Annotated in this window: 12 protein-coding genes; 9 read left to right on the top strand and 3 right to left on the bottom strand. The window is 64.3% G+C overall.

All coding sequences use genetic code 11. From position 1 onward, the window contains the following. Positions 1–28: 28 nt before the first annotated feature. Complete coding sequence (locus tag VT84_RS09760) at positions 29–2,725, bottom strand: M48 family metalloprotease (protein WP_157469374.1); 2,697 nt, start codon at positions 2,723–2,725, stop codon at positions 29–31. Positions 2,726–3,142: 417 nt separating this feature from the next. Next, positions 3,143–3,529: a bifunctional nuclease family protein gene (locus VT84_RS09755; protein WP_052559991.1), complete on the bottom strand. Its 387-nt coding sequence runs from the start codon at positions 3,527–3,529 to the stop codon at positions 3,143–3,145. 165 nt (positions 3,530–3,694) lie between these two features. Between VT84_RS09755 and VT84_RS09750 the strand changes: the two genes are divergently transcribed. The 8 genes from VT84_RS09750 to pdxH all read left to right on the top strand — a co-directional run bounded on the left by VT84_RS09750 (position 3,695) and on the right by pdxH (position 11,760). Then, the gene (locus VT84_RS09750) at positions 3,695–4,864 is read left to right on the top strand and encodes a PP2C family protein-serine/threonine phosphatase (RefSeq protein WP_082839394.1); all 1,170 of its coding nucleotides are present in this window, start codon (positions 3,695–3,697) and stop codon (positions 4,862–4,864) included. Between the two features lie 243 nt (positions 4,865–5,107). Next, positions 5,108–5,386: a type B 50S ribosomal protein L31 gene (locus VT84_RS09745; protein ID WP_052559994.1), complete on the top strand. Its 279-nt coding sequence runs from the start codon at positions 5,108–5,110 to the stop codon at positions 5,384–5,386. A gap of 149 nt (positions 5,387–5,535) precedes the next feature. Further along, complete coding sequence (gene prfA, locus VT84_RS09740; protein ID WP_082839393.1) at positions 5,536–6,612, top strand: peptide chain release factor 1; 1,077 nt, start codon at positions 5,536–5,538, stop codon at positions 6,610–6,612. Positions 6,613–7,004: 392 nt separating this feature from the next. Beyond that, positions 7,005–7,724 carry a YHS domain-containing protein gene (locus tag VT84_RS09735; protein ID WP_157469372.1) on the top strand — a complete coding sequence of 240 codons (720 nt, stop codon included), beginning with the start codon at positions 7,005–7,007 and terminating at the stop codon, positions 7,722–7,724. A gap of 342 nt (positions 7,725–8,066) precedes the next feature. After that, a complete protein-coding gene (locus VT84_RS09730; protein ID WP_082839391.1) occupies positions 8,067–9,584 on the top strand; it encodes a hypothetical protein in 1,518 nt (505 codons plus the stop codon). A 333-nt stretch (positions 9,585–9,917) separates the two neighbouring features. Beyond that, positions 9,918–10,625, top strand: coding sequence for a hypothetical protein (locus VT84_RS40675; RefSeq protein ID WP_239465760.1), 708 nt, complete (start codon positions 9,918–9,920; stop codon positions 10,623–10,625). A 95-nt stretch (positions 10,626–10,720) separates the two neighbouring features. Beyond that, on the top strand, positions 10,721–11,026 hold the full coding sequence (locus VT84_RS09720; RefSeq protein ID WP_082839390.1) for a hypothetical protein: 306 nt from the start codon (positions 10,721–10,723) through the stop codon (positions 11,024–11,026). 95 nt (positions 11,027–11,121) lie between these two features. Further along, positions 11,122–11,760: a pyridoxamine 5'-phosphate oxidase gene (pdxH, locus tag VT84_RS09715; RefSeq protein ID WP_052560004.1), complete on the top strand. Its 639-nt coding sequence runs from the start codon at positions 11,122–11,124 to the stop codon at positions 11,758–11,760. A gap of 263 nt (positions 11,761–12,023) precedes the next feature. Here pdxH and VT84_RS09710 read toward each other — a convergent pair whose 3' ends face one another. Next, positions 12,024–13,145, bottom strand: a complete 1,122-nt coding sequence (locus VT84_RS09710; RefSeq protein ID WP_239465759.1) for a serine/threonine protein kinase — start codon at positions 13,143–13,145, stop codon at positions 12,024–12,026. A 425-nt stretch (positions 13,146–13,570) separates the two neighbouring features. On the opposite strand from VT84_RS09710, the gene VT84_RS09705 reads away from it, so the two are divergent. Beyond that, positions 13,571–14,875 (top strand): hypothetical protein, encoded by a 1,305-nt coding sequence (locus VT84_RS09705; RefSeq protein WP_157469370.1) that lies wholly within the window; start codon positions 13,571–13,573, stop codon positions 14,873–14,875. Positions 14,876–14,927 lie beyond the last annotated feature (52 nt).

Below are 14,927 nucleotides of genomic sequence, written 5' to 3'. Positions count from 1 at the left end.
AGGCTACTGAGCCCACGCTCGGCCCCGCTCACCCGCGTGGCCCGCTCGGCACCGCTACGACGCTCGTGCCGGCGGAACTGCTCGGCCATTCCTTCAGGACGGCCTCGCGATCGGTCTGCGCCTGTTCATGGTCCCCGAGCGCAGCGGAGGCGTTGGCGCGCCCGACGAGCGCCGCTAGCGAAGAGCCGCGCCACTCAAGCGCTTCGCTGTACCGAGCGTGCGCGGCTTGATAGTCGCCGATTTTCGTCAGGCATTCCGCAAGGGCGACAAGGAAAACAACGTAGTCCTCTGCGCCGAGCGTGGAGTCGCGGGAGAACGGACCGTGGGCGTCCCGGCCCGATCCGGCGACGATCGCCTCGAACTGCACAATCGCCTGGTGGTATTTCTGGCTCTTCTTAAGCGCGGTCGCGAGGAAGTAGCGGATCCGAACTTCGCCCGGGATCGCGTTCTGGAGGAGCGTGAAGTCGGCGATCGCGTGCTCGTAGTCCCCGAGGCTCATGTGGAGCCGCGCGCGCTCGAGCAGGGCGTTCGGCTCGAACTGCCGCCGGAGAACGGTACTCATCAGCTCGATGCCGTTCTTGATGTGCCCGAGGATCGTGTCCGACTCGATCCGGACGATCGTTGCGATGCCCTGGTTCATCTCGGTGACGAGGCTCGCGTTTGTGGCGATCAGCGGCCAGGTGTCCTCGTCGGAACACCCCCGCAGGTCCGGATCGATCCGCGCGGCGAGTTGGAACCGGTCCCTCGGACTGGGGTGCGAGTCCTTGGCGTCGGTGGCGCGAGACAGGATCTCGGCAACGGCGGTTTCGATCTGCTCGCGCTCCTGGAGTTCGGGAACCAAGGAGTTATCGAAAAACGCGACCGCGGGGGTTCCGGTCTTGATCGCGTTGTCCACGGTCTTGTTCAGCGCCCACTGGTACTCGACGGAGCGCCGGATGACGTGGGTCAGCCCCTCGCGAAAGGCCGCCGCGCCGTACAACCGAACCGCGAGCCGGTCGGCGTAGACCTCTTGCAGCCGACTGGCGCCGAACGTCAGCTGCCGGAGGATGGAGTGGTACAGGCGCAGGAAGTGGACCGCGAGGTCCCACCAGCGGATCGTGCCGCGGGTCACGATCGCCTGGGCGAAGTTGTTCATCGCCAAGTTGACGCGCAGCGCGATATCGCCGCCGGCGGTGTCGCGGTTCTGGAAGTGCCCGTACTCGTGCGCGAGGATCGCTTTCAGGGCGTCCAGTTTCATTCCGTACAGCGCGCCGAGTCCCAGTACGAGAACCCGCCGGGCGCGGTCCCGGCGCCGCGCGCGCCAGCTCCCCTTTTCAAAGACGCACACATCCGTCGACCACACCAGCCGAATCTCGTCGATGGGGCGGGTGCCCACGTTGTCGGCGACGTCCCGTACCAGCGCCCAGAGTTCCGGGAGCTCGGCCTCGCTGACGTTGCGCCCCGCTTCAAACGTCCGGACCCGCAGGAACGCGGTCCGGACGCCGCTGATCGCGGTGACGACCCCGCCCGCGCCGACGAGGAGAATGGCCGCAACGAGGAGGATGTTCACATAGGGCACCATGAGCACCGCGTACCCGAGGGCGAGCGGGACCGCGATTGAAACGACCACGACCATCGGGAGCGACAGGTAGTAGTACAGCCCCGCCAGTGCGATGACGCGCCGGTACAGCGCCCGCTGCCACCCGTCGCCGGTCGTTCCTTCGGGGTTCCGGTGCAGGTTCGCGAGGGTGCGGCGCGAGAACACTTTGCCGACCAGAAAGAGCGCGAACAGGCCGACCAGCCACGCCGCGACCGCGATCCCAACGACCTCCGCGTACTCCCAGATCCACTTTTGGTTGTCGATCGCGACCCGCATGAGTTCCGCGATGCTCTCCTCCGGCATGCCGAGCTCCCGCGCCCGCTGCAGGGACTCTTCGGCCTGTTTGAAGTCGCGGTTCTGGAGGTGCTGGACGCCCTGGAAGAAGTGCGCGTATTCGCTGTCCGGGAACTTCTGCATGAGGGCGCGCGTCGCTTCGTTGAACTTCTGCGAGTTCTGATCCTGGAGCGACATTTGCGCCACAACCACGAACGGCATCGGTTGGTTCGCGCCCGCGCTGATTTGCTTTTGTGCGAGCTGGAGCGTCGTGGTGCGGAGCTGGGTGTACGCCGGGTTCTCGACCCCGTGCAGCGCGTTCACGGCCGAGAACAGGCCCGGCAGGTTGTTGTTGTTGGTTTGGGTGTGGGTGTTGAGGTAGCTAGTCAGTTCGGCCGTGCGCCCGGCCCGAGCGTACTCGCGGGCCTGGTTGAATTCGGGCGCCGAACCGCCGCCGAACTTCGGAAGATTGGGGTTGGAAACCTGGATCACGGTGCCCGCGGGCACGACGCGCGAGTTCGAGTTCGAGAACGGGTTCCGCACCTGAAGCGGCGCGGTCGGTTGCGGGGGCGCGCCGCCCGTTTTGAACCCACCGGCGGACGGGTTGAACACGCCCGGCCGATTACCACCCGCCGAACCTCCACCGGGGGCTCCGGGGTTGAACCCGCCGGGGTTTCCAGGGTTCCCGGGGTTGAACCCGCCGCCCGGGTTCGGGCGCCCACCCGGGTTGAAGCCACCTCCGCCGCCCGGGTTCGGGCGGCCCCCGCCGCCTCCGGGGTTAAAACCACCACCACCGCCGCCTCCTCGAGGTTGGGCAAAAATTGAAGCGGAGAGTAAGCCGACACACAGAACGGCGATTCCAAAAGGCTTCATGGCTGGGCTCTTGCTCGACGAAGCGCGACAAAAAATTCAAATCGTAATTAATCGCAGCTCGTTGTCAAGGACGAACAAAGTTGTGGGCAGGTCGTCAGGTCGTTTAGTTCTCGCGCAAGTTCAACGCGGAAGGCCCGAATATCGGGACCGCTTGCCTGAAGAATAACGACTTGCGCGAGAATTAAACGGCCCTGGACGCGCCCAGTGGTATTGAGCTCCAGTCGACCAGCGAGTGAAATGCGAAAACAAGAAGAGTTTTGACAGGATTAACAGGACCAACCGGATCAAGACCAAACACGAAGTTGTCTTTTAAAGACTGTCGATCCTGTTAATCCTGTCAAAACTCTTCTGCTCTATATTGGGAATCAACACCGGCCGCGCCGGTCCCTTGGAACTGCGCGGCAACGAGCGGCGCCCCTACTCTTCCAGCGCTTCGCCGAGAACGGCCTCGTTCACGTAAATCGGCACGCGGTTGGCCACCGCGACCGCGATCGCGTCGCTGGGCCGGCAGTCCACTTCGATCAGCTCGCCGTCCTTGCGGACGCGGAGCCGGGCGAAGTACGTGTGCTCCTTCAAGTCGCTGATGACGATGTCCTGGATCTCGCCGCCCATTTGCTCCACCACGGCGGTGATGAGGTCGTGCGTGAGCGGGCGCGGGGCCTGAATGCCCTTCACGCGGCGGTCGATGCTCGTGGCCTCGAAGATACCGATGACAATGGGGAAGTTGCGCTCGCCGTCCACTTCCTTCAGAACGACGATTTGGTGTTCCACCGTCTCACTGATGATGATCCGACGGAGTTCCATCTGGACGGGCACGGGGACAACCCTCGGTTGCAGTGTGTGGCGGTTCGCGTTTAGTGTGTGTGTGGAGTATTTGGCTGAACCGCGGCCCGGGGCCGAACGCGCACCCAAAACCCGACAACCCAATAGTAAACACCAAAGCCGAAACACCAAACACGAAACGCGCCGATGCCCACCCCCGCCACTGTGTTGCTGAGCTACTCCCCCGGTCGGACCGGGGGCGACAACCTCCGAGCACTGGTCGCGTCCGCGGGGTTCGTGGTCGCCGAGCACTCTCTCGGGTCCGCGCCGGCGGTGGATTTCGACCCGATCGTAGTTGCGCTCATCGACGCGGGCGCGCGAACGGACGTGGCCGCGGCGCAAACCCGGCGCTGGCGGGCCGAACTCGGCGACCAGATCGTACCGGTATTGTGGGTCGCGGCACCAGAACAGGTCGCGGTCGGGTTGGATGCGGGTGCTGATGTGGTGCTGACGCGCCCGATCGAACCGGGCGCGTTCGTGGCGCAACTCCGCGCACTGGCCCGAACGCAATCGACCGCGGCGCGAGTGGCGGTGCGCGCCGCGGAGGCGCGGTTGCTCGGCGATCAGTTAAAAAAGGCGCTCGCGCAACTCGAACGCGAACAGGAAATGGCCCGCCGGGTTCGCGCGACGTTTCTGCCGCGCTCGTTCCCGCAAGTCGGCGCGGCGCGGTTCCACGTCTGCTACCGCCCACGCAGTCGTTCGGGAGGGGATTTCTATAACGTGCAGCGCCTCGACGAGCACCATGTCGGGTTCCTCGTGGGGGACGTGGTCGGCACCGGTGCGGCTTCGGGCGGGTTGCTCGGCGCGTTCGTTCAGCGGTCCGCGGTAATGAAAGAGATTTCGGACCGCGGATACCGCATCGTGCCGCCGAACGAGGTACTCAACGCCGTCAACCGGCTGCTGATCGAGCTAAACGCGGGCGACGATTTGCCGCTCGTCGCGATGCTGGCCGGCGTGCTGCATACAGGAACCGGCGCCCTAACGATTGCCCGCGCCGGGCTTCCGGCTCCGGTTTACGTCCCCGCGACCGGGGCGCCAGAGGTGTGGGCAGTGCCGGGACCGTTCCTGGGCTCCGCGGACGCCACTTATCCGGTCCGGTCCGACACCCTCAACCCGGGCGACCGGCTCGTGATCGGCACCGACGGGATGCGGCCCACCGGCGATCCCGGTCCCGGCGGTCCGGACCGTTTACTCGAAATAGTCGTAAAGCACCAAACCGCAACCGGCTCCGACTTCGTGGATGCGATTGCACGCGACCTACTTCAGCACGTGCGCCACGCCGACGATTTCACGCTGTTGGGGGTCGAAATGGGGTAATCGGGCAGAACCCCCCTAAAGGGAAGGGTGCAGGCACGCGAAATCTCTGAGTTTAGTACCAGGTCGGTTGACTATGAACGGCCTGCACCCCTTCCCTTTAGGGAGGGGGACGGGGGTAGGTTCTTTCTCCCCTTCCCTTTAGGGAGGGAGATAGGGGGTAGGTTCTGTTTTGCCGGTCGAGTTGTCGCGCCGCGATCGAATTCCTATCCTAACTAGCCTAACCGAGATCCGCGGAGCTGAGTCATGAAGAAGGGCATTCACCCCAATTACCGGCCGGTCGTGTTCCAAGACGCCGCCGCGAACTACTCCTTCCTGTCGCAATCGTGCGTTCAAACCAACGACACGATCAAGTGGGCAGACGGCAACGAGTACCCGCTGTACAAACTGGAAATCTCCAGCGCCAGCCACCCGTTCTTCACGGGTAAGATGAAGCTGCTCGACACCACCGGCCGCGTTCAGAAGTTCAACGACAAGTACAAAAAGACCGCTGCTGGCTACAAGAAGCCGGCCGAAGGGAAGTAATCACTTCGCGGTGTTTGGCGCCCCGGAGAGTGCTTGTGACGGGTACTTCGCAGAACCGTGCCGCTTACGACCTGGGGCCGCTTTAGCGCCCCGGGCCGAGTCCGCGCGTTTCTCGAACCCCATCACACACTTAGAACCAAACACGACCCATGTTTCCCGTACTCGAAACGCAACTCACGCGCTACCGCGACCTCGAACAGCAACTCTACGACCCCGTAATTGCCAGTGACCCGGCGAAGGCCGCGGCCATTAGCAAAGAGCGCGGGGCGCTCGCCAAAATCGTTGAACCGTACATCGAATACAAGAATCTCTGCACCGCTATCGCGGACGCGGAAGCGATGGCCGCTGATCCCGACCTGAAGGCGATGGCGGACGAGGAACTCGCCGAACTGCGCCCGAAGCGCGACGCGCTCCACGCGAAGATCGAAGACCAGCTCCTGGTCGACCCGTCCGAGGACTTCTCGAACCTGATCGTCGAAATCCGGGCCGGAACCGGGGGCGATGAGGCCGCGCTGTTCGCGGGCAACCTGTACGAAATGTACACCCGGTACGTGCGCGAGAAGGGCTGGAAGCTCGAAGAACTCGCGTTCAGCCCCGGCGAAGCGGGCGGGTTCAAAGAAATCACGTTCAGTGTGTCCGGCGACGACGTGTACCAGTTCCTGCGCTACGAGTCCGGCGGGCACCGGGTCCAGCGCGTCCCGGCCACGGAAACGCAGGGGCGCATCCACACGTCCGCCGCGACAGTCGCGGTGATGCCCGAGCCGGAAGAGGCGCAGGTCGTCATCAACGAGGCCGCGGACATCGAGTGGGAGCGGATGCGGGCCGGCGGCGCGGGCGGTCAGCACGTCAATAAGACCGAGAGCGCGGTCCGCATCTGGTACAGGAAGGGCACTCCCGACGAGATGGAAGTGAAGTGCCAGGACGGTCGCAGCCAGGGCAAGAACTACGAGCAGGCGATGCGTATTCTGCGGTCGCGCCTGTTCGAGCGGCAGCAGGAGAAGCTCCACCGGGAACGGTCCGACATGCGCAAGTCGCTGATCGGCACCGGCGACCGGAACGCCCGCATCCGCACGTACAACTACCCGCAGAACCGCTGCACCGATCACCGCATCGAGTTCACCGCGTACCGGCTCGACTCGATCATGGCCGGCGACCTCGAACAAATGGTCCAGCCGATGCGAGACCATGTGAGGAAGGAAAAACTGGCCGCGAACAGCGCGAAGTGAGCCGCGGAATGTCGTCTCGCCCGCGCCCTCTCTTGTAGAAACAGAAAAAGAGCCGCGGATAACGCTGATTACGCGGATCAGACAAAAGATCGGGTTTTCTAGCCCCGTCTGGGGCGACAGCGTGTAGCCAGGGGTGGAGCGTTAGCGCAACCCCTGGCGAACTCCCACAACCTTCCGCGAGTGCCTCCCACTCGTCCTCGCATCCGCACTCTCTCAGTCGCCATTGCATCTCTCACATCTATTGCGCCGCGTTGCTCCCGGTATTCAGTGGCGGAGCGCGAGTTTATGACTTAGGAATGATGATGCGGAACCGAACCGCCCGAACAGGCGTCGAAATAGAGTCCGGTTCCGCATCACCCCGCCTACTCACCCCTCCGAGAGGAACTTTTACGATGTTTCAACGGGTAACGTACATCGCCGCGCTCGCCGCGTGCGGGCTCGGGCTGACCGCGCTCCACGGCAGCGCGCAGCCGGACAAGAAGGCCAAACCGGAAGACCAGGCCAAGTCGAAGAAAGCCCTTCAAGAAGTCCAGGACTTCATCGGGTTGTGGAACCTAGAGGGCACGCAGAAGGTCGGCGCGAAGACCGAGGCGTGGAAGGAGAAGGTGAGTTGGGGTTGGAAGTTCAAGGACGGCGACGCCTGGATCGTCGTGTCGTTCGCCGACGGGAAGGGTAAGTTTTTCAGCACCGGCGAGTTGAAGTACATCCTGGAAAAGAAGAAGTACGCGCTCGCGCTCACCCCGGCCGCGAAGGGTGAGGCCGCCCAGACGTTCGAGGGCGACTACGCGAAAGGCGCGCTGAAACTGGAGCGCAAGGACGCCAAAACCAACGACGTGTACCGCCTCACGCTGAACACCGTCGCCGAGGGCGAACGGTTCGTGATGAAGTACGAGAAGCAGGACGGCGGGAAGGGGCTGTTCTCCGCGGTCCACGCGATGCAGGGCAACAAAGACGGCGTCGTGGCGGGCGGCCCCAAGAAGCCCGAGTGCATCGTCTCGGGCGGCTCGGCCAACATCGCCGTCAGTTACAACGGCAAGACCTACTACGTGTGCTGCAGCGGGTGCCGTGACGAGTTCAACGCGGACCCGGCCAAGTACACGAAGGGCAAGTAACCAACACCACCGTTCCCGGAGCCAATTGCGTGCTCCGGGAACGGTACGAACTTGTATCTCAATTTGCTGCGTTGAATGGTGCTCGTGGTTCTTGGTTCGGTGGCACAGGCCTCTGGCCTGTGGAGCGCCTCCACAGGCCAGAGGCCTGTGCCACGAACAGTAGCACGTACTCTCAACGCGGCAATTCACCCGCGTAATACCACATATCCCTCTGACCCCTCTCCTTGCTTCCCGTTCCTCATTTCCCCCAAGTTCGCTCCCTTTCGCTCAAGCCGCTTATCCCTCCGGGTCGATCTTCTGTGTGGTGCACAGTGCCGGCGCACCGCGAAAGGAGGTCCGACCGTGCGCCCGAAACACGCCCTGATCATTGTTATCGGGTTGGGTGCGGCCCTCGCGCTGACTCCGGCCGCACGGCCCCAGGACGGGCGCGGTCCGTTCGACGGGCTCCAGGCGCACTACTGGCCGCACCGCAAACTCGGCATCCCGGTCGGCGTTGAGAAACTCGGGGGGCTCGAAAACAAGCCCACACACCTTCAGCTCTACTACTCCCTGAAGCGCGGCCCGTTCCAGAAGGGACCGAAACTGCCAATCGATCGGCTGGACGAAATCGACAGCGGGAAGAAGGGCATCATCTTCGAGGCCCCTCGCGACGGCGATTACGAGTTCACCGTGCAGCACGTGTACGCCGACGGGAAGGTCAAGCCCGCGACCGACGCGCTCGCCCCGGAACTGCGGATCATTGTCGATACGACGGCCCCGCGTGTGCGAATCGCGCCGTCGGGCAACGGAGTCGAATGGAGCGCCACCGACGAGAACATCGACCCCGCGGGCGTCACCGTTCAGTGCAAGTGGCCCGCAACTAACGAGTGGACGAACGTGAAGAATGTGGTGGACCGCCCGTTCTCGACGAGCGGCACTTACGGGTGGAAGTTCAAGTCGGGGGAGGCACTCGACGTGCGCGTGAAGGCCCGCGACCGGGCCGGGCACGAGGGCGTCTCACCGGTCGTCCGCGTGCCCGCGGAATCGGGCACGCCGGTTGGTCTGCCGAAGGGACCGGCGTGGAGCGGTGACCCGGCGCCGCCGATGCCCGAATCGCGCATCGACTACGTGAACACGCTCGATTTCAATTTCGATTACACCGTGCAGCACATGGGGCGCTCGGGGGTCCGGGCCGCGCACCTGTTCGTGCAGAAGGACCGGAGCCCCTGGGAGTTCGTGAAGAAGCAGCCGGAGAATCTGATGCCCGGCGGCAAGGAACCGCACTTAATCACGCTGTCGTACAATGCACCCAACGAGGGCATTTACGGGTTCTACATCATCCCGGAGAGCGGAGCGGGCAAAAAGGCCGACGACCCCAAGAAGGACGAACCGCCGATGATGCTGGTGGTCGTGGACACCACAAAACCGCAGGTGGAGATCACCAGCGTGCAGGTGAAGCCGGGCGGAGTTAAAGGGCCGATCGTCGAGATCACCTGGCGCGCGACCGACTCGAACCTGATGCCGCGGCCCGTGAACCTGGAGTGGTCGTCCGACAGAGAGGCGACCAAGTGGAACGAGATCAAGTACCGGCTCGACAACGACCTCACGGCCACAACCGGGCGCTACGCCTGGGAGGTACCGGACGAGAAACTGTGGAAGTTCTACGTTCGTGCCCGGGCAGTGGACAAGGCCGCGAACGCCGGCGAAAGCGTCTGGGGCCAGGAAGTGATCGTCGACCTGGAAAAGCCATCGGGCACGATCGATCGCGTCCGCGGGGGCGGCGGGGCGGGCACACCGGCGCCGAAATCCGACACGCCGGCCGGGACACCGGCACCGAAATCACCCTCGCCCGGCAAACCGGTCGACAAACTGTTACCTTGAGCACTGAAATCTTACTGCAATCAGTGCAACGACCGGGCTACCGGGTTGCACGAATCACCGCCTGTCGTTAATCTCACATCGGCTCGACGAATCTGCCCACACGGGCGGTGAGTCTTCTCACAGGCCGAACGTGATGCCCACTCCCCTTCTCCGCCCCGCGGTCCCGGGCACAGTGCCCGGGGACCGGCTCGAAGCCATCGAACAGCTCCGCGTTGCGCCGGATGGCACTCAAACAGCCACAGTAATTTGCCCCAGAACAGAACGTCCACTTCGGTAACGCTTGGCCCCGGTGTCGTAATCGGTCATGGAAGATGTGACTCCAGAGGGTGCCCGATGACCGAAAAGCAGTGGTTGAAGTGTGCGGAACCGGAGTTGATGTCGGAGTTACTCAAGGCGAAACTGAGCGAGCGCAAGAGCCGGCTTTTGGCGTGTGCGATTTGCAGAGACATGGGGAAGAAGATCAAGGACGAGCGCTACTGGAAAATGATCGATACCGGCGAACTCTGGGCCGACGAGGGAAATCAACCGCCCGAGGCGGAGGAGGTCTGGGAGACCGGGTTTAACCTTTACGATGAGGCTCAGGCCGCCGGTGACTTCAACACTCACATTGCAGCTCTCTACACGACGTGTTGTGTAGAGCCGGACCCTTTACACCTATTTTTTCAGCCGCCGAAGCCCGAGCAGCAAGGCTGGCGGCGGGTTTTGAAAATCAGCTCCGAAATCGTGGACCGTGTGCTCGGCGATGGAACTGAGGGGCAGGTGCAGGTCCAAAAGGAGAGACGAACTTGGTGTTGCTACGCGCGTGAAGTTCTCGGCAATCCCTTTCGTCCCATAACCTTCTCCCCTTCGTGGCGCACCTCCACCGCGGTCGCGCTGGCGGCTCAGATGTACGAGTCGCGTGACTTCAGCGCGATGCCCATTCTGGCCGACGCACTGCAAGACGCGGGCTGCGAGAACACCGACATCCTGAATCACTGCCGCGGTCCTGGTTCGCACGTCCGCGGGTGCTGGGTCGTCGACCTGGTGCTTGAAAAGGAATAAACACCGCGGGCGCCAGAACGCGCGTGCCTTCGCGTGGCCCACCGTGCGGTACGAAGAATGTTGAACACCATTACACCGATCAGGGCGGCTGATATATGACGATTCGAGCGGCGATTGTCACGATCGGCGTGTGTACCGCGCTGTTTGCCGGCATCGGGGGCGGTATCGGGTGGGCACTCGGTTCCTTCGCACCGGGCTACTACCGCAGCGTGTTTCACCACGGCAATGAACCGTGGTTCGATCCGGTGAGCGTCGGTGTCGGACAGGGGCTCACGCAGGGCGTTACCGGCGGCGCGGTTATTGGTCTCATCGTCGTGGCCCTGTTCCTGTGGCACGACGTGCGCGTTCGGAGGTTGTCGCGCACCTCGGGCGACGACGCACTGGCATCCACTGATTGGTGACGAGGCTCGGAGCCGACGGCGGGTTGGCTCTGCGCGTACAATATCGTCGGGCGCAACTGTTCGGCGCTCGCCACTCGAACGGAGCCAAAGTACACGTGCCTTCACTAGCCGATTTGCGCAAAGAGTATTCCGCCGGCGGGCTGTCGGAGGCGGACGCGGGGAGCGACCCGTTCGCACTGTTCCACCGCTGGTTCGCGCAGGCGGTCGCGACTGAGATGACCGACCCCAACGCGATGATCCTCGCGACCAGCACCCCCGACGGGCACCCGTCCGCGCGCGCGGTGCTGCTCAAGGCTCTCGACGACCGCGGGTTCACGTTCTTCACGAACTACGACAGCCGCAAGGGAAACGAGATGGCGGCGAACCCGCGCGTCGCGCTGGTGTTCCTGTGGCACCCACTCGAGCGCCAGGTCCGCGTGGAGGGCACGGTCGAAGTGGTGACCGCGGCGGAATCCGACGAGTATTATGTGAAGCGCCCGCTCGGGAGCCGGCTCGGGGCATGGGCGTCTCCCCAAAGTGCCGTGATCGCCGGGCGCGAGGTGCTGGAGAAAGCACACACCGAACTGATGGCAAAGTTCCCGGACGGGAACCCGCCGCGCCCGCCGAACTGGGGCGGGTACCGCGTGCTCCCCACGGCGATCGAATTCTGGCAGGGGCGCCCGAGCCGACTACACGACCGCGTCGTGTTCCGGCACACCGCGACCGGGTGGGTGCGCGAACGTCTGGCGCCCTAGATCGATTGGAATCGGTAAGAACCGAAGCTACTAACAAAACAATATGGGACCGGGATCAAATTTCGATTACGGTCCCGCGCGTGCATTAATTCTGGATCGTGTTGATCCTGTTAATCCTGTCAAAAGTTCTTGTGTGATCTGCGATTTCACCGGCCGGTATAAGCCGGCCGTTCGCCTAAAGCACCGACCGGCTTGCCGACCGGCCACTTGAAACACACCACGACCCGTCAGGCACTCGACCGAGTCCCGCACGCGAGCGCGTTTCAGCCGACGTCGCTCTGCGGGCGCTTCGGGGGCGGGGTGATGCTGGTCGGGGTCGCGGACGAGGACGCCGTGTCGGGGTCGGGCGAACTGCGCGTCGTGAGCGCCTCCAGAGCGAGCCGCCACTCGTTCGCGTCGGCCGGGCGCCGGGACGGGTTGTGCGCGACGCTGTGGACCAGGAGCGACACGAGGCTTCGAGGAAGCCCGAGGCCGCGCAGGTCGTCGGCCATGTCGGGACCGGGCCAGAGGGTCAGGTCGCCCAGGAGCATCTGGAACCCGAGCACCCCGAGCGCGTACACGTCGTCGCGCGGGTCGGGCGAGTCGCCGTTGCGCTGCTGCGGGCTGGCGTAGCCGAAGCTCCCGGCGGAGCGGAGCAGCGTCGGCACGCGGCCGCTGTTGGTCATCAGCCCGTGGGTCTGGCCGTCGATCAGGTGCGCGACCGCGGTGCCGCCGATCCCGAAGTCCGTCACCCGCAGCGCGCCCGTTTCGTCTCGGAGCACGTTCGCGGGCTTCAGGTCGCGGTGAACGATCGGGGTCGCGAGTTGGTGGCAGTGCGCGATCGCGGCCCCGATCGAGAGCAGCGCGCGGACCGCGCGGCGGATGCGCTTGGGCTGCGACCGGGTGTTCCACTCGCGCACCGCGTCGGCGAGCGTGCCCCCGGGCACGTACTCGTACATGAGCCACGGCACCTCGCCGTCGAGGTTGCACTCCACGAGCGGGACGATGTTCGGGTGGTCGCCCGCGTGCTTCATCACGCGCACGAGCACCTTCTTCTCGTGCGTCACGAGCCGGTGGCGCGCGTCCGGGTGCGTGAAGAACTTGACCGCGCGGCGCACGGCCTTCCACTCGTGGCGCACGAGCCACACCTCGCCGAACCCCCCGACCCCGATCTGGCGCTCGAGCACCCAGCTCGACAGCCCCGGAATCGGGTCGCCGTTCTCGAACACGAGGCGGATCGGTTCCACGACCTGGACTCCGGTCCCGAGGCGCGCGCGGTCCGCGCTGTCTTGCGCGCGGGTGTCCGGCGCCCCACCGGGGTAGCTGGTCGGCGCGGGGCGGAACGGGGTCGCACCGGGGTGGGACGAACTGGCAACGAACCGGAACCCGCACTTCGGGCACGTCACGGCTCGGCCGCTCGGTACCCGCAGGGGCGTCCGGAGGGACGCCCCACAGTTTGGGCTTGGACAGACATACGAAACGGGCATTCGGCACTCCCGCGTCACTGCGGTGCCTGGGCGCACTTGCGAGTTTGGACGACGTGTAGAAGTATGCTACCAGAGCGGCCCGGAATTGGGAATCTGGATGTATCGACGGGGCGAATGGTACAGATTTGTTGTCGAAAAAGCCGTCACTTTTCGCCGGGCCACACTTCTGCACGGGCACCCGTGACCCGAGCGTAGGACGCTTTTGCGGGGGATGAGAAACTCGTTCCCCCGCAAGTTCTCCATTTTCGTGGAATTCTTCGGGACCGGTGTCGTCTCTGGCGGTGACGGCCGCGGAAATTTCAACCGGGCGCGATTCCGCACCGGCCGGTCGGTGGAGACTCGCTGTGACCGAAATGCTCGTCTCGTGCGCGGTTGTGATCGCGTCGGCCGTTGGGTCGGGCGCGCCCCCGCAACCGCAACCGGAAACGCTCATCCGACTCACGGTCGACGCGACCCGGGCACCAAAACCGGCGCTCAAATATTTGCTGTTGCCCGAAATCGGAGAGATGACACAGGGCAACCCGATTCCGAACTATCTGAAGTGCGTCCTGGATCAGGAGTCAAAGGGAACCGACGCACCGCTCAGCCGGCTCGCGCTCAAGCAGGTGGACCGCGCCGCCCGGATGGACAAACCCGACTGGCAGATCCTGCCCAAGCTGAAAACCGACGGCGTGAGCCTGCTGCTCCCGGACGTTCAGAAGATGCGGCAACTGGCGAACGAACTCAACGGCCGGTTCCGTGACGAGGTCGCGCTCCGCCGGTTCGACGACGCCATCGTGACCGCGAAGACCATGTTCGCGCTCGCCCGGCACATGGGGGAGCACCCCACGCTCATCGGCGGGCTGGTCGCCGTCGCGATCGCCACCGTTGCGATTGCCCCGCTGGAGGAGATGATCGGGCAGCCCGGGTGCCCCAACTTGTACTGGGCGCTCACCGCACTGCCGCACCCGTTCGTCCCCCTTGATAAGGGCTTGGAGGGCGAGCGCGTGTTCGTCGGGACGGAACTGCGTGAACTGGACGACACGAACCCAATGACCGCAGCGCAGCTCCGGAAGCTCATGACGCACCTCGATCGGGTTCGCGAAATTCAGAGGAACGAGAAAAAGACCGGCGAGTGGCTCGCGGAGCGGGCGAAGGACGAAAAGAACCTCGTAGCGGCCCGGGCGCGGCTCCAGGAGCACGGGCTTCGTGCGGACCGACTCGCGCTCTTCTCGCCGTACCAGGTGCTGCTCCTGGAAGCGAAACTGGACTACGAGATCCAGCGCGACGAGACGATGAAGTACGCCCCCCTGCCGACCTGGGAAGCGCTCGCGTACATCGACAAGGTTCCCGTCCCCAAAGAAACGCCGCTCTTTAGTTCGTTCCTGTCTTCGCTCTACAGCGTGCGCCGGGCGCAGGGGCGCCTGGAACAGCGGTTGGCGCTGCTGCGTCACGTGGAGGCACTGCGCCTGCACGCGGCCGATCACGAAGGCAAACTGCCGCAGAAACTGTCCGAGGTTGCGGTCCCGCTGCCGGTCGACCCGTTCTCGGGCAAGCCGTTCCGCTACGAACTGGTTGATGGCGTGGGCCACCTGCGCGGCAGCCCGCCGAAGGCCGGTGAGACAAACGCCGTTTACCACATGCACTACGAGATCATCATTCGCAAGTGATCGGCGGCATTGGTCCACATTCTCTTTAGCGCGACCCGCATTCAACCCGTAG

The sequence above is a fragment of the Gemmata sp. SH-PL17 genome (assembly GCF_001610855.1).
GTDB classification, from domain to species: domain Bacteria; phylum Planctomycetota; class Planctomycetia; order Gemmatales; family Gemmataceae; genus Gemmata; species Gemmata massiliana.
The sequence above is the reverse complement of the archived record's forward strand: the minus strand, read 5'-3'. Positions and strand labels throughout refer to the sequence as shown.